Source organism: Natrarchaeobius oligotrophus, assembly GCF_003841465.1.
Taxonomy (GTDB): Archaea; Halobacteriota; Halobacteria; order Halobacteriales; family Natrialbaceae; genus Natrarchaeobius; species Natrarchaeobius oligotrophus.
The window spans coordinates 1-21,138 of record NZ_REFZ01000020.1 but is presented as its reverse complement, the minus strand read 5'-3'; the positions used below and the strand labels follow the sequence as shown (position 1 = coordinate 21,138).

Below are 21,138 nucleotides of genomic sequence, written 5' to 3'. Positions count from 1 at the left end.
GATCGGGCGAAACCGCTCGCTACGGCGCGTCGTCTTCCCCGGGGTTCATCGCCGCCCCGAGCCCGCTGTCGTATGCGTCGCGGTTTTTCACCTCGCGGATCCGCTGTTCGAGGCGGGTCTCGAGCGCCCGCCTGCGCGCTTCGTCGACGGCGGGATCGTTCCCCAGATCGCGCAGGTCCTCCCGCGCGGTTCGCAGGACCGAGACCGCCTCCTCGGCCTCGAGTTCGCTCGCCCGCTCCAGGCTCCGCTCGACGTCCTCGAGTGTCGTTTCGGTCACGGCCGTCCGTTCGACGGCCAGGGTGTTCAACTGTTACCCGGGAGGTGCCACCACCCTCGTCGCCGGTCCACGGGGTCGGGCGGAGCCTCCTTTACGACGGCGGCCGTGTCCCCGATATGCCCACGCCAGCCGTCGTCGCACATCGGGGCTACGCCGGGATCGCTCCCGAGAACACGATCGGAGCCGCCGTCCGCGCCGCCGAGTACGACGAAACCGCGATGATCGAGGTCGACGTCCAGCCGGCGGCCTACGGAACGCCCGTCGTCGTCCACGACGAGCGCCTCGAGACCGAACGCGACGGCCGGCCGCTGACCGACGTCGACGGCCTGGTCCGGGAAACGTCGCTCGAGGCCCTCGAGGAGGCGCAGGTGCTCGGAACCGACGAGTCGGTGCCGACGCTGTCGGCCCTGCTGTCGGCGGTATCGCCCACGGTCGGCGTCAACGTCGAACTGAAGAACCCCGGCGTCGCGGACCTCCGGCCGGACGAGTCGCTCGAGTCCGACGAGCGCGACCGCCGACGGGAACTCTGGCGTCCCTTCGTCGAGCGCGTCGTCGAGGACTGTCGGGACTTCGACGGAGAGATCCTGTTCTCGTCGTTCTGCGAGGGCGCGATCGCGGCCCTCCGCGAGGTCGCACCCGAGTACGCGGCCGCGCCCCTCGTGTGGGGTGATCTCGCGGCGGGACTCGAGATCGCGCGGCGGTACGACTGCGAGGCGATCCACCCGCCGCGAAACGCGATCGCCGACACCGCGCTCGCGGCGACCGAGTACGCCGGCGTACCGGCCTGCGAGCCCGAGATCGACGTCCTCGCGCTCGCCCACGAGGAGGGACGGGCCGTCAACGTCTGGACCGTCGAGCGCTGGCGGTCGTTCGCCGAACTGGCCGACGCCGGCGTCGACGGCATCATCGCGGAGTACCCCGGACTGGGCGCGTTCTCGCTCGAGTGACGGATCGGGTCGGGTTACTCGGCGGGCTCGGAGTCCGTCTCGCGGGATGCGCTCGCGTCCGGCGAGCGGACGGCGCCGCCGAAGCCGACGACGAGGGCGAGCGACTGACAGACGAACGCGAGCGACGCGACCGCGACGTCGGCTCCCAGCGGTTCGATCGTCTCGAGGGTCGCGGGCGGGCCGATCGTCGAATCGATCGCGACCGCGACGAGGACGACGGCGAACACGACGAGCGACGTCCAGCCGAAGCGGTCGGAGTCGACGCCGAGGCGGTCGAGGCCGCCGTAGAACGCGAGCCAGCCGCCGCCGACGGTACACGCGATCAGGTACAGGTTCGCCGCGGCGGGAATCGAGACGAACTGTCCCACGGCGTACGCGGTGGGGAGAAAGCCGACGGGCAGGTAACAGACCGACAGCCAGGCGAACTCGCCGCCGCTGGTCGGATCGGCGCGTACGCTCCGGTAGCCGTCGCGTTCGAGCCAGATCGTCCCGAGCGAGGCGACCGCGAGGACGCCCAGCCAGCGTCCCACCTCGGGAACGCCGACCGCGAGAACCGACCAGTCGCCGACGGTGCCGGCGACGGTGGCGACGTTGGCGGCGAGCCACGCGAGACCGACGAAGACGCCGACGGCTGTGCCGATCTCGGTGAGCATCGTCTCCGCCGTCGTTCTGATGGTTCTGATCGTTTTGGTCACGGACGCCGGCCTCGTATTACTATCGTTAAACGGGCATGGAAATAAATACGTATCGGATACCGTCTCGTCACTCGCCCGGCGGTTCCCGGTCGGCGAGTTCCGCGGTCGCCGGCCCCTCGAGCACCTCGCCGTCGGGCGAAAACCGGGAACCGTGGCAGGGACAGTCCCAGCTACACTCGGCGTCGTTCCACTCGACGAGACAGTACATGTGGGTGCAGACCGCCGACGTCGCGTGGAGCGTCCCGTCGGCGTCGCGGGCGCAGGCGATCGGTTTCCCCCCGTGGCGGAACACGCGGCCCTCGCCGGACGACAGCGACGCCGAGTCGTCCGACAGTAACGTTTGCAGCCAGTCGGTCGCGAACTCGCTCGCGGCGTCGGCGTTTTCGGTGACGGTCGAGGAAAACGACGTCTTCGGCGTGAACCGAAGCGGATCGAACAGGTCGCACTCGGGCGGCCGTTCGCCGGCGAGCAGGTCCGCGAGGAGCCGGCCGGCGGCGACGCCGTTCGTCATCCCCCAGCCGCGAAAGCCGGTCGCGACGTAGACGTTCTCCGCGGTCGGCCCGGCCCGACCGACGAGCGGGACCTTGTCGGCCGGCTGGTAGTCCTGGGTCGACCATCGGTAGTCGACCGACGCGACCGGAAACCGGTCTCGGGCCCACGCGAGCAGCCGGCGGTAGCGCTCGGTCGTGGAACCTCCCTGTCCAGTCTTGTGGTTTTCGCCGCCGACCAGCAGGAGGTCGCCGTCCTCGTCGCGGTGCGTTCGAACCGATCGGTAGTTGTCGCCCGGTCGGTAGTACATCCCCTCGGGCGGCCGACCGTCGATGCGCAGTCCGAGGACGTACGACCGTTTCGGATGCATCCGCGCGAAGTAGCCCGCCCGATCCAGGATGGGGAAGCCGGTCGCGACGACGATCCGTCGGGCCGACAGCGTCCCCCGCTCGAGTCCGACCCGACACGGCGCACCGGGCTCGACGTCGGTGACGCGCGCGCCCTCGAGCACCGCGGCCCCCTCGTCGGCCCGGAGCGCGTCGGCGATCGCGAGGAGGTACCGCCGGGGGTGAAACCAGGCCTGCTCGTCGAACCGGACGCCGGCCTGGGCGCGCTCGAACGGAGGTACCGACGTGACGTACGCCGCGGACAGCCCCGCCTGGCGCGCGGCGTCGGCCTCCCGTTCCATCTCGTCCGGCGAGTCGCCGTAGAGGTACGACGGCTGGCGTTCGAACCCGCAGTCGACGCCGAGTTCGTCGATCCGCTCCTCGACGACGTCGATCGCCGACTCCTGAACCCTCGCGTACTGTCCGGCCGCCCGGCGACCGAACTCCCGGCGCAGGTGGTCGTAGATCAGTCCGTGCTGGCTCGTGAGCTTCGCCGTCGACTTGCCCGTGACGCCCGTCGCCACCCGGTCGCGCTCGAGCACGACGACCGTCTGGCCGCGCTCGCGGAGTTCGATCGCCGTCGAGAGGCCGGCGATCCCCCCGCCGACGACGGCCGCGTCGACCGGTCGGTCCCTCTCGAGGAGCGCGCTCCGGGGCATTTCGTCGTTCCGTTCGGATTCGACTTCGTCCTCGAGCGTGGTCGCGAGCCACGGCGAGGTCGCCGCGCCGGGGAGGTCGTCGGGACAGGTGAACTCGGGCATCGAACTGGTGAACGGTACGCCGAGCGGCGGCAAAAAACGGACGGGAGAAGGTGCAGGTTGGGGGCAAGCGCGGTTCGGAGCCCCGCAGGGGCGAGAACCGCGTATGGCGAGCGGGGAGGGACGACCCGCGAGCCCGGAAGTGAGCGAGAACCGCGTACGGCGAGCGGGGAAGGGGCCGTTTGCGCGTTTTGGCACCCGAAGAAACCGAAGCCGCTTTCGGAGACCCTCTGGTGTCGAAGCGTATGAACGGAATCGAAGCGGCCGACTACGTCGACCTCGCCTTTCCTCGAGAGCCACGGCTTTCGCCCGACGGCGAACGGGTCGCGTTCGTCCGTCGGCAGGCCGAGGACGCGGAGTCGACCGCCGCGACGATCTACGCGGTGCCGATCGGCGGCGACGAGGCGACCCGGTTCACCGCCACCGACGGCGCGGACGAACAGCCCCGCTGGTCCCCCGACGGCGATCGCCTGGCGTTCGTCAGCAGCCGGAACGACGGCGATCGACGGCAGCTCTGGCTGTTGCCGACCGACGGCGGGGAGGCCGGCCGACTCACCTCGGTCGTCGGCGGGATCGACGACCTCGAGTGGAGTCCGGACGGCACTCGACTGCTGTTCACCCAGCGAGTCACGGCGGACGACCGTGCGAGCGACCGCGACCGCCTCGTCGACGACGAGTACGAACGCGAGGAGCCGGACCCGCGCGTGATCGACCGGATGATCTACCGGACGGCCACCGAGTACGCCGACGGACGCCGCCGCCACGTCTACGTCCTCGACGTCGCGGCCGCGCTCGAGGCGGACGGAGACGCGGACGTCCGGGCGAACGCGATCACGCGGTTGACCGACGGCGACGCGGACTACGTCGCGCCGTCGTGGGGCGGCGAGGAGACGGTGTACTACGCGTCGAAAGCCGGTGATCCCCCCGACGACTCGCTGCGGTACGACGTCGTCGAGCACGACCTCGCACGCGGCGAGGCGACCGCCGTCGCGGAGACGACGGGCTGGCTCGAGCACCTCGAGGCGACGCCGCAGGGTCGGGTCGCCTTCGAGTACACGCCGGAAGAGCGCGCGTCGATGCGCCAGACGGAGATCCGGGTGTACGACGGAGAGGCCGGGGACCTGACGACGCCGACGGAGCCGCTCGATCGGACCGTCGGCTACCGCTGTGGCTTCGAGTGGGCACCCGACGACGACGTCCTCTACTTCACGACGCCCGACGAGGGCTCGCGGGTCCTGTGGTCGGTGCCGGCCGACGCGAGCGAGTCGCCGACGCGAGTGTACGGCGACGGCGTCACGGTCGAGGACTTTTCGGTCGGGAGAGACGCCGTCGCGATCGTCCAGAGCGAGTGGGACCACCCGGGCGACGTCTTCGTCACGACGCGCGGCGGTGCCGAGACCCACCGGCTGACCCGGCTCAATCACGACTACCTCGCGGACCGGGCGGTTCGCCGGCCGGAGGAGGTGTGGATCGAACCGACCGACGGGGGAGACGGCGACCGACGAATCCAGGGCTGGGTGCTGACGCCGCCCGCGTTCGACGCTGACGCGGCCTCCGACGAGCGCTATCCCCTCGTCGTCGAGATTCACGGCGGCCCACACGCCCACTGGACGACCGCCGGCACGATGTGGCACGAGTTCCAGACGCTCGCCGCGCGCGGCTACGTCGTCTTCTGGTGCAACCCGCGCGGCTCGACGGGCTACGGCGAGGAACACGCGACGGCGATCGAACGCGACTGGGGAGAGATCACGCTGACTGACGTGCTCGCGGGCGTCGAAACCGTCTGCGAGCGCGAGTACGTCGACGACGAGCAGGTGTTCGTCACCGGCGGCAGTTTCGGCGGGTTCATGACCGCCTGGACGGTCACGCAGACCGACCGATTCGAGGCGGCCGTCGCCCAGCGCGGTGTCTACGACCTCACCGGCTTTTACGGTTCGACCGACGCGTTCAAACTGGTCGAGGGCGACTTCGGGACGACCCCCTGGGAGGAACCCGAGTTCCTCTGGGAACTGTCGCCCGTCGCTCACGTTCCGGACGTTGACACGCCCACGCTCGTGATGCACGCCGACCGGGATTTCCGAGCGCCGGCGAACACCGCCGAACTGTTCTACCTCGGATTGCAGAAACACGGCGTCGACACCCGACTCGTCAGATACCCGCGGGAAGGTCACGAACTCTCCCGCTCCGGAGAGCCCGGCCACGTCGTCGACCGCCTCGAGCGCATCGTCCGCTGGTTCGACGGCTACGCCGACCACCGCGACGTCCCGCCGGCGCTCGAGCGCGACCGCGACGCCGATCTCTCGAGTCTCGAAACCCCCGTGGACGACTCGACGTAACGCAGCCGGTCGCCGCCGGCGTGGCGATCGAAGGGGGTACCGCTACGGGAGACGAGCCGCTCGAGTCGCGTATGGAGAAAAACGTCGGCGGATTCGATCGGCCGCTCCGATTCGTTCTCGGAGCAACGCTGCTCGCGTTCGGGTATCGAAACCGGGACCGAACGGTCGGGACGCTCGCGTTCGTCGCCGGGAGCGACGTCTTCGCTACCGCAATCATCCGGCGGTGTCCGGTGAACGCGCTCCTGGGGATCGACACCTGCGGCTCGGAGTGATCGGCTCGTCGGCGCTCGAGCACCCTCGAGATCGACGAACCCACGACGGCGACGACACTCGCGAGAGGCCCTTCAGGTCGTGCGGAACGCCCGATCACCGGCGTCGCCCAGGCCGGGCACGATGAATCCGTTCTCGTCGAGTCGGTCGTCGATCGCGACCGTCAGCAGGTCGGCCTCCGGACACGACTCGCCGACGCGGAGCAGCCCGTCCGGTGCCGACACCGCCGAGAGGACGAACAGGTTGTCCGGTTCGGCGGAGCTCTCCGTGAGGTGCTCGAGGACGGTGCACATCGTACTGCCCGTCGCGAGCATCGGATCGGCGACGATCACGGTGTCTTCCTCGTTGATCTCCGGCAGCTTCACGTAGTCGACGGTGATCGGGAACGTGCCGTCGGCGTCGCGGCCCGCCTCCTCGTCGCGACTGGCGCTGATCACGCCCTGACGGGCCCGCGGAAACGCCTTCAACAGCCCCTCGACGAACGGCGTCGCGGCTCGCAGGACGTTGACGATGACGACGTCGTCGAGCCCGCGGACGCGCTCGCCCATCGTCGGCTCGAGTGGCGTCTCGATCTCGACGTACTCGGTTTCCATCCGGCCGTCGATGATCTCGTATCCGCAGATCCGACCGAGTTTGACGAGGCCCTTGCGAAAGCTGACCTGCTCGGTTTCGACGTCTCGAAGGCGCGAGAGCGTGTCCTTCGCCAGTGCGTGCGTGATGAGGTACGCGTTCTCCCGGTTTTCGATCGGCATACCAGTAACGCCCGTCGCCGAGTAGTTCACGTTATCGATCGTCCGCGAGAAGGGACGTCGCCACCCCCGCCACACGCCGCATCCCGAAATCCCCGGTCGACGTCGAACGCGCGGATGGTCGACTGCGAGGGGTTCCAGCCAGCGCGAGTTCGTGCCCGCGTGGGCGTTCGACGGGAGGTGCCTGTTCGTATTGAAGACAACGACGATACACGATAATTCTCGACAGTTTATCCGAATTATCCCGAGTAAATCGCCGTTCGAGGCGCTCGACTCGGGCTGTTCCCCGCCGTCGTCCCCGCGTTCGCGTTCGAGCGCGGGTAACCTTCATACGGCGTGACGACACAGCATACGGACGTATGAGTACGATCTTCAGTCAGATCGTCGACGGAGAGATTCCGGCACGAGTCGTGTACGAAGACGAGACGACGATCGCCTTTCTGGACGCCAATCCGCTCGCGCCGGGGCACACGCTCGTCATCCCGAAAGACGAGTACGAGCGACTGAACGACGTTCCCGAAGACGTCGCGTCGGACCTCTACGCGACGATCCATCGCTTAATTCCCGCCGTCGAGGACGCGGTCGACGCGGACGCGAGCACGGTCGCGTTCAACAACGGCTCCGAGGCCGGTCAGGAGGTTCCCCACGTCCACTGTCACATTATCCCGCGCTTCGAGGGAGACGGCGGGGGCCCGATCCACGGCGTTGCGGGCGAGCCGCCGAGTCTGGACGACGACGAACTCGACGAGATCGAAGCGGACATCTCGTCGCGCGCCTGATCGATCGGGCCGCATCCGATCGGACGAACCGCTCCGATCGCTACGGAGGACCGATCGCCGCGATCGAGTCGCCGTGAGCGTTTTGTGGATCGACCGCGAGCGTCGCGTATGGACACTGGTCTCGCCGCCAGATTCCGCGCACATCCCGTCGCGACGACGCTCGAACTCGGGAGCGTGCTGATCTGTGCGCTGTTGTTCGTCGGAACGTTCGTTCTCCTCTCGAGCGGCCCGCCGCGGGGGGACGCAACGCCGTGGCTCGCGATCGTCGCGGTCGGCGCCGGCTTCGTCCTGTTCTGGACGGCGCTCGTCCCGCTGTACGAGCGGATCCGGGAGTGAGCCGGCGGCGGACGGGATCGCGTCGACTGCAGGTTCCTGTGTGAGTCGGGCGGAGACGAGAGAGCCGACTCGAGCGGTCGCCGCGTTCCGGGGTGCGGGTCGGAACTCGGGACGCGGGTTAGTCGCCGGCGATTCGCCTCGCAACCGAAACCAGCGTCACCAGCGCGACCGCGAGGAGGTAGTAAAATGCGACGAGGACGGTACCGAGCGTTAGCTCCGCCGCCAACGGCACCCCGGCGAGCGCGTCGGGCACGCCGAGTGGCTCGAGGACGAGCGCGCCGACGACCGCCCCCGGCAGGTACACGAACAGCAGATACGGGAGTTCGAGCGCCGCGGTCGCCGCCTCGGGGAGGGCGTCGCCAGCCAGCGACTCGAGCGCGACCAGCCCGAGCGGCGCTGCGACGAGCAGGGCGAACGCGCGGCGGGTGCGACGACCGGCGAACCGACTCCGGAGACGCGTGACGGGCATCATACCGGAGTGTCAACCACAGAGAATAAAACGATTTCGACGGATTCGACGCGCGACGCGCAATCGCGTGGCCCACGCCGGACGATCGTCGGTTGAATCCGGACGCATCGGACGAAAGTCCCGGATCGGCGGTCGCTACCTTTTTTAAGCGAGAGAGTCCCCGCCCCTCCGTGAAGTCGTTCGAAAATCGGAGATTTCCGGGACGCCGAAAACGCTGCGCGTTTCCGAGCACGGTTCCAGTGGGACGATCACGCTTGGTCTGAGTCACCACGCTCTCCCGTGAGGGCAAGTCCCAACGAACGGCGCACGGACCAGAGTACCGCTCACTGTGGCGGAAATGTTTCCTCTGGGGGGTCGCAGACCAGCTGAGACCCCCACATCGGAGTGAAAACCGCGCCCTGCAGGGCGCGGAGGATGTCATAGCAGCGTTCCCAGCAACAGGTCGCCGTAGACGAGCGCGATCACGAGGCCGACGAATACCGGGACGAGAAACGGCGTCCCCGGCGAGATCCAGACGGTCTCCTCGCTCGAGAGCACCTCGAGTCCGTCGCGGAGTTCTTCGGCCGTCGTTCCGTAGGCCGTTCCCTCGACGTCCGAGAGGAAGGCCTCGGCACCCCACGGATCGTCCGTCTTCGATTCTTCGGACGCGGTCGGTTCGTCGACGGATTCCGAACCGTCGACGATCGACTCGCCGTCGGATTCCGCGGATACCGACTCACCGCCGTCGCTGCGTGCGGCGTGGACGGCTCCGTCCGTCGGCGGATTCGGCTCGTCGGGTAGCGTCGACGGATCGCGGTACCGGTCGGGATCGTCGCGGACGTCCGACAGCGACAGTCCCCGCCAGCGGAGGTACATCCGGAGCGCGTCGAGGTCGAGCCCCCGACGGCTCAACCCGGACGTCGTCTGGAGCAGGCTCCCGTGGGTCTCGGGAATCCGATCCCAGGGGACGGGCCAGCCGACGAACATGACGGGGGCGACCCGGCCCGCCGCGGCGTTTCGCACCGCGAGGACGACGGGGATCGCGACGCCGACGAGGACGGCGTTCGTCAGGATGGTAAACGAGAACGAGCCGATCGGCGTCGTCGTCAGGGGAACCGTCCACGAACCGACGACGTACTGCGGGAACGCGGGGAAAAACAGCGCCAGCACCATCAACGCCTTCGCGTCGGCCCCGCCGAAGCCGCCGAACCACCAGAAGAGATACGCGATCGGGACGACGAACCCCAGGCTGATCGCCGTCGGAAGCAGAAACTCCTGCCAGGCGAGCGGACCGGCGGACCGGGCGACCCACGCGTCCCAGACGAGCAACGCGGCCCCAAGCAGCGCGAGCGGAATCCAGACGCCGCTCGAGACGCGCCTGGTCTTGATGTCACGAATCGCGATCCAAGCGAAGACCGGGACGGCGACGAGCCGCAGGAGATCGGGCACCGTCGCGGACGCGCCGGGGAGTGTCACGTACGGCTCTCTCGAGCGTGACCGTGTTATACTTTCGGAGCCGTCCTCCTGCGGACGGGCGTCGGCGTGTGAGAGGATCGTTGAACGTCGTCGCACTCCCGCTCGCGAATTGGCGGCCAGCGCGACCGCTCGAGTACGAGCGGTGAGCAGCTCGTTTCAACGACCCCTCTCGTGGTGGCACTACGCGGTGACCGAACTGAAAGGCGGGAACGCCCGGATCGTTGCGTCGATCGTCGTCCGGGTCAGGATACCGACCCAGCGCGGTCTCTCGCGAGCGGATTCGAGCCGCGAGGTCGCAGCGAGACGCGGACGACGTCCGGTAGCCGGGCGTGGACGAAGAGCCGGAACTACCGGTATCGGCGCTCGGACGATTTGCGCTACCGGTGCAACCGTCGCCCGTTCGCGGTCGCACCGGAACTGACGGACAGCAGTCCGTCTCAAACAATGAGGATGCTCGAATGCGGTTCGCGTGCGCCTCAGATGACGCGGTTCTGCAGGTAGTCGAGGTGCTTTGCGTTGTACACGATCCTGACCTCGTCGGTCTCGGCCGAACCGATGCAGGTCAGTCGGACGTTCTTCTCCTCGACTTCCTCGTCCGAGAGGATCTGTTGCATGTCCATCTCGATTTCGCCGTCGACGACGATCGCTGCACAGTTTGCACACGCTCCTGCGCGACACGAGAAGGGCCAGTCGTAGCCCTGTGCCTCCGCAGCCTCGAGAATGTACTCGCCCTCGTTGACCTCGAGCGTGCCGTAATCTTCGTCGTCCAGGCCCTCCTCTGCGGCCTGCTCGAAGACCTCGTCGTCGTAAATGTCCCAGCCGTTGTCGTCCACTACTTCGTAGTTGAGGTATTCTACCGTGGGCATCACCCGACGATTCACGTCCCGCACTGGTATAGCTTGCTGTTCAGTCCTCAATCGTTTTTAAGGAATAATTGGAAAGTCACCACGAGACTGGCGGAGACGTACCTAGACAAATGAGAGCACGTAACGAGAAGCGAACAATCGAAACGAATCGGTCGCTCGAGGTCGGTGGTCGACCACCCAGTGGACCGAGACGGCGCGGGGATCGTTTCGAAATCGCTTCCCGTCGAGCGACTGCTGCCGGTCGTTGCCCGTGGGACCGACGTCCGTTTGCGGCCCACGGTAGACGGTCGACAGCAGTTCGTCTCATAGGGGTTATCGTAGCCAACCGGCGGTTTCGAAGTCGGTTCTTCGACACCGTGTCTCGGTTCATCACTGGAAATCTATGGACTTCTACGATACTCCCTATCAGAAGCCGAAGACCGGGACGTACCGGAACGTGAGGAACGCCCCGACGGTCGAGACGATCGGGACCACGTTCTGCATCAGGATGACGCGGGCGGTCGTCGAGGGGTCGAACAGGTCGGAGGCTTTCGGGATGTCAGCGGGATCTTCCTCGCCGATTTCCGGCGGCGTTTCGCCCTCCTCCTCGGCGGTGAGCGCGCCGACGGAGACGTGCGTCTCCTCGCCGCGGGCGGCGTCGGAGATGCGCGTCGTTCGCGTCGCCCGTCCCCAGCCGAGGCCGATGATGCTCATCGTCGCGATGACGACGAAGCTCGCGGGGATGCCGACGTACGAAAGGCCGATGACGATCGTCGAACTGATGACGGCGACGACGATCGCCGCCGTCAGCGGAAGGTTCGTGATGTCGTTGCCGAGCGTGTCGAGCGTCCGGCGGGCGATCGTGAAACAGCCGACGGCGACTGCGACCGAGCCGAGCAGAATCAAGGGGATCATGTCGATCTCGCCGGTGCCGTAGATCGGAGCGATGGCGTTGGCGATGTTGCTCGTTCCCGACGAAAAGCCCATCAGACAGCCGATGCCGACGACGACGAGTGCACCCGTAATCTCGCGTCTGTCGGCGTCATCGCCGAATCGGAGCCGCGGCACGCCCGACGATCGATCGACGGTGACCATCTGCCGTCCGTCCCGACTGCCTTCGATGGCGATCCACTCGTTGATCCGCGGATAGAAGTACCGACCGATGACGCCGGCGACCCAGAAGCCGACGATCGGTGCGACGATCCACCAGACGACGATCTCGCCGAGCACCGCGAAGTCGAGTTCGCCGGTTGCGAGTCCGAGCGCGGCGATCGCGCCGACCGCGGTCATCGACGTCGACGCGGGGACGCCAGCGTAGTTGCCGAGGAACAGCGCGCCGCCGATGAAAAAGAGGACGGCGACGTTCGCGCGCGTCGTGAAGATCGCGGTGTCGGTGACGAGCTCTCTGCCGAGGGTGTCGACGACTTGCGGTCCGATGGTGATCGCGCCGAGGAAGAAAAACACCGACATGAGCGCCGCCGCCATCAGCTTGGTGATCACGTTGGCTCCGACGGCCGGTCCGAACGCCGGCCCGGTCGTCGCGCCGCCGATGTTGTAGCCGACGAAGACCGCGACGAGAAGTCCCACGATCAACAGTACGTCTGTCACATCCGATTATCAGGCGAGCCGACCCTAAAAACGCCTCTATCTGATGATTGCTACTCGCCGGACTGCACCAGTGTTCGCCACGGGGTGCCAACGACCGCTCACCGTCGTCGTTCCTCCGTCTTCCGTCTTCCAAAGAATTTCCTCGAGATCGACCGTACGGTCGGGTAACATGGTTTCGCGCGAACTCTCGAGTCGCAGCGGTGGCGGCCGTCGAACGGGACGTCACCGTCGAACGGAGGAGACGGTGACCGACGGGGATACGGACGAGGGTCGACGATGAACCCGCGTCGCGTCGATGCGATCATCGATCTCGCCTACGGCGGATTGATCCTCGTTTCGATCGTCCTGATCGCGACGCTCGACCTCAGGATCGGACTGACGTTCGCCCTCGGCGTGTTCGCCTCGTACGTGCTCCACGTCGTCTGGAAGATGGCCCGGTTCGATCCGGAGTGGATGACGTCCGTCGTTCGGGAGACGGTCGAAGAGTCGGTTCAAGAGACAGTCGGCGAGGCGGTCGAGGAATCGGTCGAGGAGGCCGTCGGCGAAACCGTCGAACGGACGATCGAGGAGACCGTCGGCGAACAGATCGACGAGGTGCAGGCGAAGGTCGAATCGGTCGACGACCGCGTCGATCGACGACCACACGAAGAGCAGATCGAGGAGTCGGTCGACGGAACCGGAGAGACGGACTGAACCGGTGAACCCGAGCGCTCACACGCGCTTCGCTCGAGCGATCGAACCGCCCCCGTCGCCCGACCGCTGCGAACCGAGCGACGGTAGTCGTTGAAACGAGCTGCTCGCCGCTCGCACTCGAGCGGGAGTGCTACGACCGTCAACGACGACGATCGTACTCCGTCACGCGTCGACGTGTGGCTCGAAGCAGGCACCCGCTATCGGATCGATTCGCTCGTTCAGCCCCGACGAGCCACTACTCGAAGTCCGCGAACGTCGGTCGCTCGAGTTCGCCGGGGAACTCCTCGACAGGAACCTGCGTCTGGTCGCCGCTTTCCATGTCCTTGACCGTCACCTCGTCGTTCGCGAGGTCCTGTTCGCCGACGATGACGACCGTCTCGGCGTTGATCGAGTCGGCGTAGTTCAGTTGCGCGCCGAACGATCGTCCCGCGACGTCGGTTTCGACGACGTGACCGCGTTCGCGAAGCCCCCGACAGATCCGGGCGGCCTCGCTTCGGGTGTCGCCGATCTGCAGGACGTAGTAGTCGGTCGTCACTTCCTCGTCGGGCCAGACGCCGGCGCGCTGACAGAGCAGCGACAGCGTCGCGTGGCCCGGGGCGACGCCCACGGCGGGCGTCGGCTGACCGCCGAAGCTCTCGATGAGGTCGTCGTAGCGGCCGCCGCCGAAGATCGACCGCGAGACCTCGCCCGCGGAGTCGAAGCACTCGAAGACGACGCCCGTGTAGTAGTCGAGTCCGCGAGCCGTCTCGAGCGAGATCGTACAGTGTTCGCGGGCGCCGAAGTCCTCGGCAGCCGCGAGGACGTTCCGGAGGTTGTCGACGGCCTCGGTGACGCGTTCCGTGTCGGCGAACGCTTCGACGGCCTCGAGATCGCCGCTCGCGACGAGGCCGTCGAACTCGGCGGCCTGGTCGGCCGTCAGTCCCGCCTCGATCAGCAGGTCGTGGTACTCGGCCGTCTCGAGCTTGTCCGACTTGTCGACCGCACGGATCGCCTCGTCGACGTCCACGTCGGCGTCGTAGGTCTCGAGAATGCCCCCGAGGACGTCACGGTGGGAGATTCGAAACTCGAAGTGCTCGCCGGTCAGCCCGAGGCTCGTCAGCGCGTCGGCCGCCCAGGCGAGGATCTCGGCGTCGGCTTCGGGCTCGTCCGAACCGAAGATGTCGACGTTCGTCTGGTAGAACTCGCGCTGTCGGCCCTGCTGGACCTGCTCGTATCGCCAGAACGGACGCGTCGAGAACCACTTGATCGGTTTCGAGAGTTCCTGCTGTTTGGCGACGACCATCCGCGCGACCGTCGGCGTGAGTTCGGGTGTCAGCGTGACGTGGCGACCGCCCTGGTCTTCGAAGGCGTACAGCTCCTCGACGATGTCGTCGCCGCTTTTATCGGTCCACATCTCCGCACGCTCGAGCGCGGGGGTGCCGATCTCCCGGAAGCCGTACCCTCGGGCGGTGTCCTCGAGGACGTCGATGGTCGCCCGCCTGGCGGCCATCTCACCGGGATAGAAGTCGCGAAAGCCCTTGATTCGGTCGTACATGTCCGTGGATTCGGGAACGGCGAACTTCTATCCTTTCGTTTGGAAGCGTCGCTCGATCGTCGTCACCGAACGTCCGTCACGTACGTCTGCTCGTGATCCGGGAAGTAGTCCGCGACCGCCGCGTCGCCCTCGCGTTCGGCGATGAGCGCCCTGAGCTCGGCCTCGTAATCGGCCCGCTCGATCTCCTCGCTCGGACCGACGGTCACCTCGAGGTTCGCCTCTACGAGGCGGTCGACCGCCCCGCGGCCGAATCCCGACAGCGGAGCGATGTAGTCGACGCCGTGGCGATCCTCGAGGCTCTGGGCCTGGGCCCGCGAGACGGTCGGGACGCGATCGTCACGCCGGGTGCCGTCCGCGATGACGTCGAAGTCGGCCGCGGCGAGTTCCTCGAGGGCGTGCTGATGGACGTGCTGGATGCCGTTTCTGGGAAAGCCGTCCTCGCGGATCCGATCGACGGCCTCGCGGGCCACCTCCGGATCGAGTTCGAGTCGTTCGAACTCGAAGCCGACGGCGTCGGCGGTCGCTCGGGCGTGTTTCCAGTCGTCGCCGACGCCGAACGTCGCCGTCGTCAGCGTCACGTCGTAGAACTCCTCGAGAAGAAGCGCCGCGAGCGTCGAATCCTTGCCGCCGCTGTAGAGCAGTCCGAGTTCCATCAGCGTCGCTTGATGTCGAAGCTCTTCGAGTCGGGCTTGAGCTCTTTCAGGAGCTGTTTCATCTTGTCGTCGTCGATCTTGCCCTGAATGCGGCCGCTGCGAGCCAGCGTGACCACCTGCCGTTCGACCTGCTCGCCGAACTGCGGTTTGCTCATTTTGACCGTGTTGAGTCGCTTGCGGGCCTCGTCGGTCAGGTGCTGGCGCAACAGCGCCTGTTTCTGCGCCTCCGCTTGCTGCTGGGCTGCTTCCTGTTCGGCGTCCGCGCCGCCCGATTCCGCGCGCTCCTGGAGCTGTTCCATTTTCTTCTGTCGTAGCTCCTCGAGTTTCTCCTCGTCTGGTGCCTCGCTCATACGTACTGGATTGTTTCGCGCTGGGGAAAATGATTACGGACCGTCGTCGGTATCGAGAGTCGCGAGAGTCCCAGAGTCGTCGTCGAACCGCGTCGTCTCGGACGGACCGTCGTCGGTCGTTCCCGGCACACCCACAGGGCGATCGCGGTTGCACCGGCAAACCGTTACGACGAACCGTCTCAGGCGTAGCGCTCGAGTTCCGGTCGGTCGAGTTCTTCGAGGACGCTCCCGGCGGTGTCGTCGAGCAGGCTCTGTCCGTCGGGGGTGATGCGTCGGCCTTCTCCCTCGGCGGTCTCGACGAGGCCTTCCTCCTCGAGTTGCTGGAGGATGGTTCGGATCAGGTTTCGCGAGCCGTCGGTTCGTCGATCGGGCGCGACGGCGTACCGGTTCGAGCCCCGCTTCGAGCCGCCGTACTCGGTCGCGAGTCGCCCGACGCCAACCGGACCGCGATCCGCGACCTTGCGCAGCAGACTCGCCGCGCGCGTCGCCCAGAAGTCCTCCTGTTCGGGCGGCAGTTCGCGGTCGACGCCGCTTTTCGTGAACTTCGACCAGTCCGGTTCGTCCAGCCGTTCCTCGAGGTCCTCGGCGAGCGCCTCGATGAGGTCGTCCGCCGGAACGTCGTACATCGTAGCCATTGGCGTCAGGTTCCCTGCCGCGGCATTTAAGACCATCGTATCTGCTCCGTCGCGGCGTCGTTTCGGCGATCCGTTTTCGACGCGATCGCTCTGCGCGCTCGAGCGTGCCGACTGCCGCGGCGTCTCCATCCCCGAATAGTATCGACGCGTGCGGTATCGATCGAAGTGACCGACCGACTAACCGACGAGGGTCGGATCGCCCTCCGGCGGTTAGCTCAGGATGTCGGGTATCTCGACGATGGGTTCGTCGAACGCGTCGTCCACGGCGTCCTCTCCGACGTCATCGGGAACGGGTGCGGTGTCTTCTTCTACCTCGACGACGGTCGTCACCGAGACGTCCTCGGAGATCCGTTCCGTAGACGTTTCGACCGAATCTTCGTACGTCGAGTCGTTCGTCGTCTCCGTCGCTGCGCCGATCCCCGCGGTCGCCACGAGCAACAGCGCGGCGATCGCGAGCACCACCACGGTGCGTCCAACGGTCGCGTAACTGGTCCTGATCATCGTGTACTCTGCCCGTACTGGGCACCGACGGATCGTTCGTCGTCCCCATAAACGGTCGACGCCGTTTCCTCGCCGAAGCCGACGTTTCTGTTCCGAAACTGTCGGTCGGTCGGTGTACACGGATACCTTACGGCCGAGCGACGAATGCGACGCTTTCCCACCACGTCGTTTCTGTCGACTGTACCGGACGTAACAGGCTTCGCCTACTGGTTCGTCGCGTAGTCCGCCCGTCGCCGTTTCGCCGGCCGTCGGCGTCACTGCGGAGTCGGAAACGCCTCCCGTTGGCGGGTGGAAGGCCGTCAGTTTAGTAGCTTCGCGACCTATCCCGGATATGGAGACGATACTGCTCGCGGTGATCGTCGGGATCCCGCTCGCCTGGCACCTCGCGCTCACGGCGTTCACCTACTACGACGCCGGTAAGGTGGGCCTCGAGCCGCCGAAAAAGTGGGCGGCGATCGTCTTCTTCGTGCCGATTTTCGGCTTTTTCGTCTACCTGTTCGAGCGAAGCGAACTCTCGTACGATCCGGAAACCGATCCGTACAGGGGCCACAAGGTGAACGTTCACCCTTCACGAGCGGACGACACGGTACTGGCGTCACGCCGCGAGGACGGGACGCGAGCCGCGGACGAGGGTCGAAACGGCGAGGAATGATTCGTCCGGACCGCCGTCTCTCGAAACGGTTGGGGCCACATCGGAACCGGCGGACACCAACCGATCACAGTCTGAGCGCGTAGACGATGATCAAGAGTCCGAGCACCTGGCTGAGTTCCGCCGTGACGACGACGCCCATCTCCGCGATCGGCGGGAGGCTCAACAGGGCCACGATCGCGAGCGCGACGACGTAGAGGACGAACGGTGCCCCGAGGACGAGGACGAACCCGAGCGAGAGATACAGCATGGGTCGACTCGCGTTCCTGCGGTAGCCGCGGTAGGCGATGACGGCGATCGCCAGTCCGATCACCCCCTTCAGGAAGTTGATCGACAGCATGGCCCCCTCGAAGTAATCCGGCGACAGCGCCTCGCCGAGCTGGAGCGGTATCTCGAGCATCTCACATCTCCTCGACCAGGCGCGTGAATCGGTCGGCCATCCGTTCCCGACGGTCGACCCGGAAGTCGATGCCGTCGTCGTCGATCTCGACGACGATCCGCTCCAGGTTCGTCGCGTACTCGGTGTAGTGGTGACCCCGCTCGGTGTCCGGTCGGGTCCGTTCCACCAGCAGACCGCACCGTCGCATATCCTCGAGCCGGCGGTACACCGTCGGTTCCGACGCGTCGCACCGTTCGGTTAGTGAGTTCGCTGACATGGGTTTGCGATAAATTTCGGTGAGGATGCGCCGCGCCGTCTCGTCTTCCAGCAGGGCGGCGAGTTCCTCGAGCGGGGGCTCCTCACTCACGGTAGCTACGTGCATGGACAGCGGCTATATAGTCGTGACGACGGCTTCATCCCCTGAAGCCGTGCTCGAGGGCCTATCGTGGTCTCTCTCGAGGTACGAACGAAATGTTCGATCCACGGCCACGCCGCGAGGCGCGTTTCGACCGGCTTCGAACGGTCGGCCGCTCGTCGCTATCGATCGTCGCTCTGGCGGTAATTGTGAGTTCGCTGCTCGTCGCAGGAGCGGCGGGGCCGGTACTCGCGACGAACGCGTCGACCGACGCGAACGCCGAATCGGGGGTTACGTCCGGCGCATTCGACGGTGCAGCGACTGCGACCGACGGCGACGATTCCGACGAACCGGCGTCCGCCGACGAGTCAGCCGATCTCGAGGCGATCGTCGACGAGATCGTCGCCGAGCAACGGGACGAACACGACGTCCCGGGGATCACGGTCGCGGTCGTCGAGGGCGGCGAACCGGTGCTCGAGAAGGGGTACGGCGAGGCGAACGTCGCGTCGGGGCAGCCGGTTCGAGCCGACGAAACGTCGTTCGTGATCGGCTCCGTCGGCAAGCTCGTCACCTGGACCGCCGTGATGCAGGGTGTCGAGGACGGCAAGCTCGACCTCGACGAAGACGTCAACGTCTACCTCGAGGACTCGGCCGTCGAGATTCCGGAGACGGACGACGGGCCCGTGACGCTGCGACACCTCGGCACGCACACCGCCGGATTCGACACGCGCCACGATCCGGGTCTCGTCGAGGATCCCGACGAGGTGACGTCGCTCGAGACCGCGCTCGCGGAGAACCGACCGGATCGGATCCGGCCGCCCGGTGAGACGGTCAGCTACTCCAACTACGGGGCGATGCTCGCCGGTCACGTCGTCGCGGAGGCGTACGACACGACCTTCGAGGAGTACGTCCAGTCCGAACTCTTCGGTCCGCTCGGGATGGATCACAGCACGTTCGCCCAGCCGGTTCCCGAGGACCATCCCGGCGAACTCGCGGCCCCCCACGAACCGACCACCGACGGCGTCGAGACCGCCGATCGAACGTACGTCAACTGGCGGCCCGCGGGCTCGATGAGCGCGACGGCGACCGACGCCTCGACGTTCATGAGCGCCCACCTCGAGGGCGGCGGCGTCGACGACGCCCGGATTCTCGAGCCGGCGTCCGTCGAGGCGATGCACGACACCCACCACGAACGGCATCCAGCGGTCAACGGCTGGCGATACGGCTTCTACGAGTACGGCCCCCCGGACGCCGACCTGATCGGCCACTCCGGCGGAACGCTCCACGAGACGAGCAAGCTCGTCCTCGCGCCGAAAGCGGACGTCGGCGTCTTCGTGAGCTACAACGTCCGGGACGACCGAGCGTCGCCGAACGCGGTCGTCGACCGGATTCTGGAGGCGTACGGCCTGCTCTCCGAGCCCGTCGAACTCGACGAACGGGAGGTTGCGGCCGATACCGTCACCGGATCGACGGAGCGAACCGACCTCGCCGCCGGCGAGTACCTGCCGTCGATGGCGACCCGCGACGGCCCGGCGCAGTTTCTCGGTCTGGCGATGCGGCTGTCGATCGAGCCGGCCGGCGACGGTCGGCTCGAGAGCGACACGCTCGGCTTCGACGAGCGGGAGTGGATCGAAAGCGAGCCGAACGTCTACCAGCAGGTCGACGGCCACGACGTCCTCGTCGTCGAGGTCGAGGACGGCGCCGTCGAGGCGGTCCACCGGAACAGCCACCCGATGACGACCTACGAACCCGTTCCGGTCCACGAACGAACGGCGGCCGTCGGCGCGAGTGTGGGTGTTGCGCTGGTGGGATTCCTGGCGACCGTCCTGTGGTGGCTCGGTATCGGTACGCGTCGACTGTACGGCCGCATTCGAGCGGGCTCGAACGGTCGCGCGTCGCCGGACGGACGGTCGACCGTCGTCGAGCCGATCGAACGGTTCCGGCGAGCGGTCGGACGGCCGGCGTGGCTCGCCCGCGCCGCCGGAATCGCGCTCGCCGTCGTCTCGCTCGGGTTCGCGGGATCGCTGCTCGCGGGGCTCGCGATCGGCGGCGAGTTCGCCTTCGTCGCGACGCCCCTCCCGCTTCGGATCGCCCTCGCGCTCGCGCCGCTTTCGCTCCTGCTGGCCGGCGCGACGGCGGTCTCCGCCGGGCTCGCCTGGTACAACTCCTACTGGTCCCGGCGCGCCCGCGTCGGCCGGACGATCCTCGCCGTCCTGGGGATCGTCTTCGCCTGGCAGCTGCTCCAACTCGGATTCGTCTGATCGCCGCCGGAGATATACGCCGCCCGCCCGACAGCGGTTCGTATGCAGGTACTCGTCCACGGCGGCGCGGGATCGACGCCCGACGAACCGAAATCGCGACAGCGGGTCCTCGAGCGGGCGGCCGAACACGGCGGCGAGCGATCGAACCCGGTCGACGCCGTCGAGGCGGCGGTGAACGTCCTCGAGTCGTCGCCGCGGTTCAACGCCGGCCTCGGCGGTGCGATTCAGAGCGACGGCGAGATCCGCACCGACGCGGGGATCATGACCGACGACCGGGCGGTCGGCGCGGTCTGCTCGATGCCGAGGGTCGAGCGGGCGGTCAGCGTCGCGCGGATCGTCATGGAGGAGACGCCACACGGCTTCGTCTCGGGGGAACACGCCGTCGCGCTGGCCGACGCCTTCGACGTCGAGACCGGCGTCGACCTCCGGTCCGACCGCACCCGCGAGCGGTGGGGCGATCTCGACTCACCCCCGGGCGACGTCGAGCAACGGCTCGAGTGGATCCGCGACCGGTACGGGCGGTCGGATCCCGACGGGAAGACGAACGAGAACGACCGAAGTCGAGCGGCGAACGGCGGACGACCGGACGGGCTCGATCACGACACGGTCGGTGCGGTCGCGGTCGACGGCGAGCGCCTGGCGACCGCGACGTCGACCGGCGGCCGCTGGCTCGCGCTCGCCGACGACGTCGGCGACGTGAAGTAACTCGGCGGCGGCGAGGTACGTGTC

Annotated in this window: 23 protein-coding genes and 1 pseudogene; 9 read left to right on the top strand and 15 right to left on the bottom strand. The window is 67.2% G+C overall.

Annotated features, from left to right (window positions below; genetic code table 11):
- Nucleotides 1-19: 19 nt before the first annotated feature.
- Nucleotides 20-277 carry a hypothetical protein gene (locus EA472_RS18950; RefSeq protein WP_124193077.1) on the bottom strand — a complete coding sequence of 86 codons (258 nt, stop codon included), beginning with the start codon at nt 275-277 and terminating at the stop codon, nt 20-22.
- Nucleotides 278-393: 116 nt separating this feature from the next.
- On the opposite strand from EA472_RS18950, the gene EA472_RS18945 reads away from it, so the two are divergent.
- A complete protein-coding gene (locus EA472_RS18945; RefSeq protein ID WP_124193076.1) occupies nt 394-1,224 on the top strand; it encodes a glycerophosphodiester phosphodiesterase in 831 nt (276 codons plus the stop codon).
- Nucleotides 1,225-1,238: 14 nt separating this feature from the next.
- Here the strand turns inward: EA472_RS18945 and EA472_RS18940 are convergent, their stop codons facing one another.
- Entirely contained in the window at nt 1,239-1,919 is a 681-nt protein-coding gene (locus EA472_RS18940; protein WP_124193075.1) for a hypothetical protein, read from the bottom strand.
- Nucleotides 1,920-1,986: 67 nt separating this feature from the next.
- The gene (locus EA472_RS18935) at nt 1,987-3,555 is read right to left on the bottom strand and encodes an FAD-dependent oxidoreductase (protein WP_124193074.1); all 1,569 of its coding nucleotides are present in this window, start codon (nt 3,553-3,555) and stop codon (nt 1,987-1,989) included.
- Between the two features lie 242 nt (nt 3,556-3,797).
- Here EA472_RS18935 and EA472_RS18930 point away from each other — a divergent pair, with 242 nt between their 5' ends.
- Both EA472_RS18930 and EA472_RS18925 read left to right on the top strand, forming a co-directional pair.
- Nucleotides 3,798-5,888 carry a S9 family peptidase gene (locus EA472_RS18930; protein ID WP_124193073.1) on the top strand — a complete coding sequence of 697 codons (2,091 nt, stop codon included), beginning with the start codon at nt 3,798-3,800 and terminating at the stop codon, nt 5,886-5,888.
- Nucleotides 5,889-5,959: 71 nt separating this feature from the next.
- Nucleotides 5,960-6,160, top strand: coding sequence for a YgaP family membrane protein (locus EA472_RS18925; protein ID WP_124193072.1), 201 nt, complete (start codon nt 5,960-5,962; stop codon nt 6,158-6,160).
- A 72-nt stretch (nt 6,161-6,232) separates the two neighbouring features.
- Here EA472_RS18925 and upp read toward each other — a convergent pair whose 3' ends face one another.
- Entirely contained in the window at nt 6,233-6,910 is a 678-nt protein-coding gene (gene upp / locus EA472_RS18920; protein WP_124193071.1) for a uracil phosphoribosyltransferase, read from the bottom strand.
- 356 nt (nt 6,911-7,266) lie between these two features.
- On the opposite strand from upp, the gene EA472_RS18915 reads away from it, so the two are divergent.
- Nucleotides 7,267-7,686: an HIT family protein gene (locus tag EA472_RS18915; protein ID WP_124193070.1), complete on the top strand. Its 420-nt coding sequence runs from the start codon at nt 7,267-7,269 to the stop codon at nt 7,684-7,686.
- A gap of 108 nt (nt 7,687-7,794) precedes the next feature.
- Nucleotides 7,795-8,022: a hypothetical protein gene (locus EA472_RS18910; protein WP_124193069.1), complete on the top strand. Its 228-nt coding sequence runs from the start codon at nt 7,795-7,797 to the stop codon at nt 8,020-8,022.
- A gap of 118 nt (nt 8,023-8,140) precedes the next feature.
- On the opposite strand, the gene EA472_RS18905 is transcribed toward EA472_RS18910, so the two are convergent.
- The 4 genes from EA472_RS18905 to EA472_RS18890 form a co-directional block, all read right to left on the bottom strand.
- A complete protein-coding gene (locus EA472_RS18905) occupies nt 8,141-8,494 on the bottom strand; it encodes a hypothetical protein (RefSeq protein ID WP_124193068.1) in 354 nt (117 codons plus the stop codon).
- 414 nt (nt 8,495-8,908) lie between these two features.
- Nucleotides 8,909-9,946, bottom strand: coding sequence for an A24 family peptidase (locus EA472_RS18900; protein WP_124193067.1), 1,038 nt, complete (start codon nt 9,944-9,946; stop codon nt 8,909-8,911).
- Between the two features lie 476 nt (nt 9,947-10,422).
- Nucleotides 10,423-10,812: a ferredoxin Fer gene (gene fer, locus EA472_RS18895; protein WP_124193066.1), complete on the bottom strand. Its 390-nt coding sequence runs from the start codon at nt 10,810-10,812 to the stop codon at nt 10,423-10,425.
- Nucleotides 10,813-11,217: 405 nt separating this feature from the next.
- Nucleotides 11,218-12,399, bottom strand: coding sequence for an inorganic phosphate transporter (locus EA472_RS18890; RefSeq protein WP_124193065.1), 1,182 nt, complete (start codon nt 12,397-12,399; stop codon nt 11,218-11,220).
- Between the two features lie 276 nt (nt 12,400-12,675).
- Here EA472_RS18890 and EA472_RS18885 point away from each other — a divergent pair, with 276 nt between their 5' ends.
- Nucleotides 12,676-13,092, top strand: a complete 417-nt coding sequence (locus EA472_RS18885; RefSeq protein ID WP_124193064.1) for a hypothetical protein — start codon at nt 12,676-12,678, stop codon at nt 13,090-13,092.
- A gap of 235 nt (nt 13,093-13,327) precedes the next feature.
- Here EA472_RS18885 and hisS read toward each other — a convergent pair whose 3' ends face one another.
- The 5 genes from hisS to EA472_RS18860 all read right to left on the bottom strand — a co-directional run bounded on the left by hisS (nt 13,328) and on the right by EA472_RS18860 (nt 16,765).
- On the bottom strand, nt 13,328-14,626 hold the full coding sequence (hisS, locus tag EA472_RS18880) for a histidine--tRNA ligase (protein WP_124193063.1): 1,299 nt from the start codon (nt 14,624-14,626) through the stop codon (nt 13,328-13,330).
- Between the two features lie 62 nt (nt 14,627-14,688).
- Nucleotides 14,689-15,279: a DUF7411 family protein gene (locus EA472_RS18875; RefSeq protein WP_124193062.1), complete on the bottom strand. Its 591-nt coding sequence runs from the start codon at nt 15,277-15,279 to the stop codon at nt 14,689-14,691.
- Nucleotides 15,279-15,629, bottom strand: coding sequence for a DNA-binding protein (locus EA472_RS18870; RefSeq protein WP_124193061.1), 351 nt, complete (start codon nt 15,627-15,629; stop codon nt 15,279-15,281). Before EA472_RS18870 ends, EA472_RS18875 begins: the two co-directional genes overlap by 1 nt.
- Nucleotides 15,630-15,808: 179 nt before the next feature.
- Complete coding sequence (locus tag EA472_RS18865; protein ID WP_124193060.1) at nt 15,809-16,264, bottom strand: 30S ribosomal protein S19e; 456 nt, start codon at nt 16,262-16,264, stop codon at nt 15,809-15,811.
- Nucleotides 16,265-16,474: 210 nt separating this feature from the next.
- The gene (locus EA472_RS18860; protein WP_124193059.1) at nt 16,475-16,765 is read right to left on the bottom strand and encodes a hypothetical protein; all 291 of its coding nucleotides are present in this window, start codon (nt 16,763-16,765) and stop codon (nt 16,475-16,477) included.
- Nucleotides 16,766-17,096: 331 nt separating this feature from the next.
- Between EA472_RS18860 and EA472_RS18855 the strand changes: the two genes are divergently transcribed.
- Nucleotides 17,097-17,417, top strand: coding sequence for a PLD nuclease N-terminal domain-containing protein (locus tag EA472_RS18855; protein WP_124193058.1), 321 nt, complete (start codon nt 17,097-17,099; stop codon nt 17,415-17,417).
- Between the two features lie 64 nt (nt 17,418-17,481).
- Here EA472_RS18855 and EA472_RS18850 read toward each other — a convergent pair whose 3' ends face one another.
- Together EA472_RS18850 and EA472_RS18845 are read right to left on the bottom strand one after the other, a co-directional pair.
- Nucleotides 17,482-17,814 (bottom strand): DUF7521 family protein, encoded by a 333-nt coding sequence (locus EA472_RS18850; RefSeq protein ID WP_124193057.1) that lies wholly within the window; start codon nt 17,812-17,814, stop codon nt 17,482-17,484.
- Nucleotide 17,815: 1 nt separating this feature from the next.
- Nucleotides 17,816-18,160, bottom strand: a complete 345-nt coding sequence (locus tag EA472_RS18845) for a winged helix-turn-helix domain-containing protein (protein WP_124193056.1) — start codon at nt 18,158-18,160, stop codon at nt 17,816-17,818.
- Between the two features lie 104 nt (nt 18,161-18,264).
- On the opposite strand from EA472_RS18845, the gene EA472_RS18840 reads away from it, so the two are divergent.
- Nucleotides 18,265-20,409 carry a serine hydrolase domain-containing protein gene (locus tag EA472_RS18840; protein WP_124193055.1) on the top strand — a complete coding sequence of 715 codons (2,145 nt, stop codon included), beginning with the start codon at nt 18,265-18,267 and terminating at the stop codon, nt 20,407-20,409.
- Between the two features lie 42 nt (nt 20,410-20,451).
- A pseudogene (locus EA472_RS18835) lies at nt 20,452-21,108 on the top strand (isoaspartyl peptidase/L-asparaginase); the annotation flags it as partial.
- Between the last annotated feature and the right edge of the window lie 30 nt (nt 21,109-21,138).

Coding starts and splice junctions, on each gene's coding strand:
- EA472_RS18840 (WP_124193055.1), top strand. CDS start 18,265: ATGTTCGATCCACGGCCACGCCGCGAGGCGCGTTTCGACCGGCTTCGA.
- upp (WP_124193071.1), bottom strand. CDS start 6,910: ATGCCGATCGAAAACCGGGAGAACGCGTACCTCATCACGCACGCACTG.
- EA472_RS18910 (WP_124193069.1), top strand. CDS start 7,795: ATGGACACTGGTCTCGCCGCCAGATTCCGCGCACATCCCGTCGCGACG.
- EA472_RS18865 (WP_124193060.1), bottom strand. CDS start 16,264: ATGGCTACGATGTACGACGTTCCGGCGGACGACCTCATCGAGGCGCTC.
- EA472_RS18885 (WP_124193064.1), top strand. CDS start 12,676: ATGAACCCGCGTCGCGTCGATGCGATCATCGATCTCGCCTACGGCGGA.
- EA472_RS18945 (WP_124193076.1), top strand. CDS start 394: ATGCCCACGCCAGCCGTCGTCGCACATCGGGGCTACGCCGGGATCGCT.
- fer (WP_124193066.1), bottom strand. CDS start 10,812: ATGCCCACGGTAGAATACCTCAACTACGAAGTAGTGGACGACAACGGC.
- EA472_RS18875 (WP_124193062.1), bottom strand. CDS start 15,279: ATGGAACTCGGACTGCTCTACAGCGGCGGCAAGGATTCGACGCTCGCG.
- EA472_RS18915 (WP_124193070.1), top strand. CDS start 7,267: ATGAGTACGATCTTCAGTCAGATCGTCGACGGAGAGATTCCGGCACGA.
- hisS (WP_124193063.1), bottom strand. CDS start 14,626: ATGTACGACCGAATCAAGGGCTTTCGCGACTTCTATCCCGGTGAGATG.
- EA472_RS18850 (WP_124193057.1), bottom strand. CDS start 17,814: ATGCTCGAGATACCGCTCCAGCTCGGCGAGGCGCTGTCGCCGGATTAC.
- EA472_RS18930 (WP_124193073.1), top strand. CDS start 3,798: ATGAACGGAATCGAAGCGGCCGACTACGTCGACCTCGCCTTTCCTCGA.
- EA472_RS18870 (WP_124193061.1), bottom strand. CDS start 15,629: ATGAGCGAGGCACCAGACGAGGAGAAACTCGAGGAGCTACGACAGAAG.
- EA472_RS18855 (WP_124193058.1), top strand. CDS start 17,097: ATGGAGACGATACTGCTCGCGGTGATCGTCGGGATCCCGCTCGCCTGG.
- EA472_RS18905 (WP_124193068.1), bottom strand. CDS start 8,494: ATGATGCCCGTCACGCGTCTCCGGAGTCGGTTCGCCGGTCGTCGCACC.
- EA472_RS18860 (WP_124193059.1), bottom strand. CDS start 16,765: ATGATCAGGACCAGTTACGCGACCGTTGGACGCACCGTGGTGGTGCTC.
- EA472_RS18925 (WP_124193072.1), top strand. CDS start 5,960: ATGGAGAAAAACGTCGGCGGATTCGATCGGCCGCTCCGATTCGTTCTC.
- EA472_RS18935 (WP_124193074.1), bottom strand. CDS start 3,555: ATGCCCGAGTTCACCTGTCCCGACGACCTCCCCGGCGCGGCGACCTCG.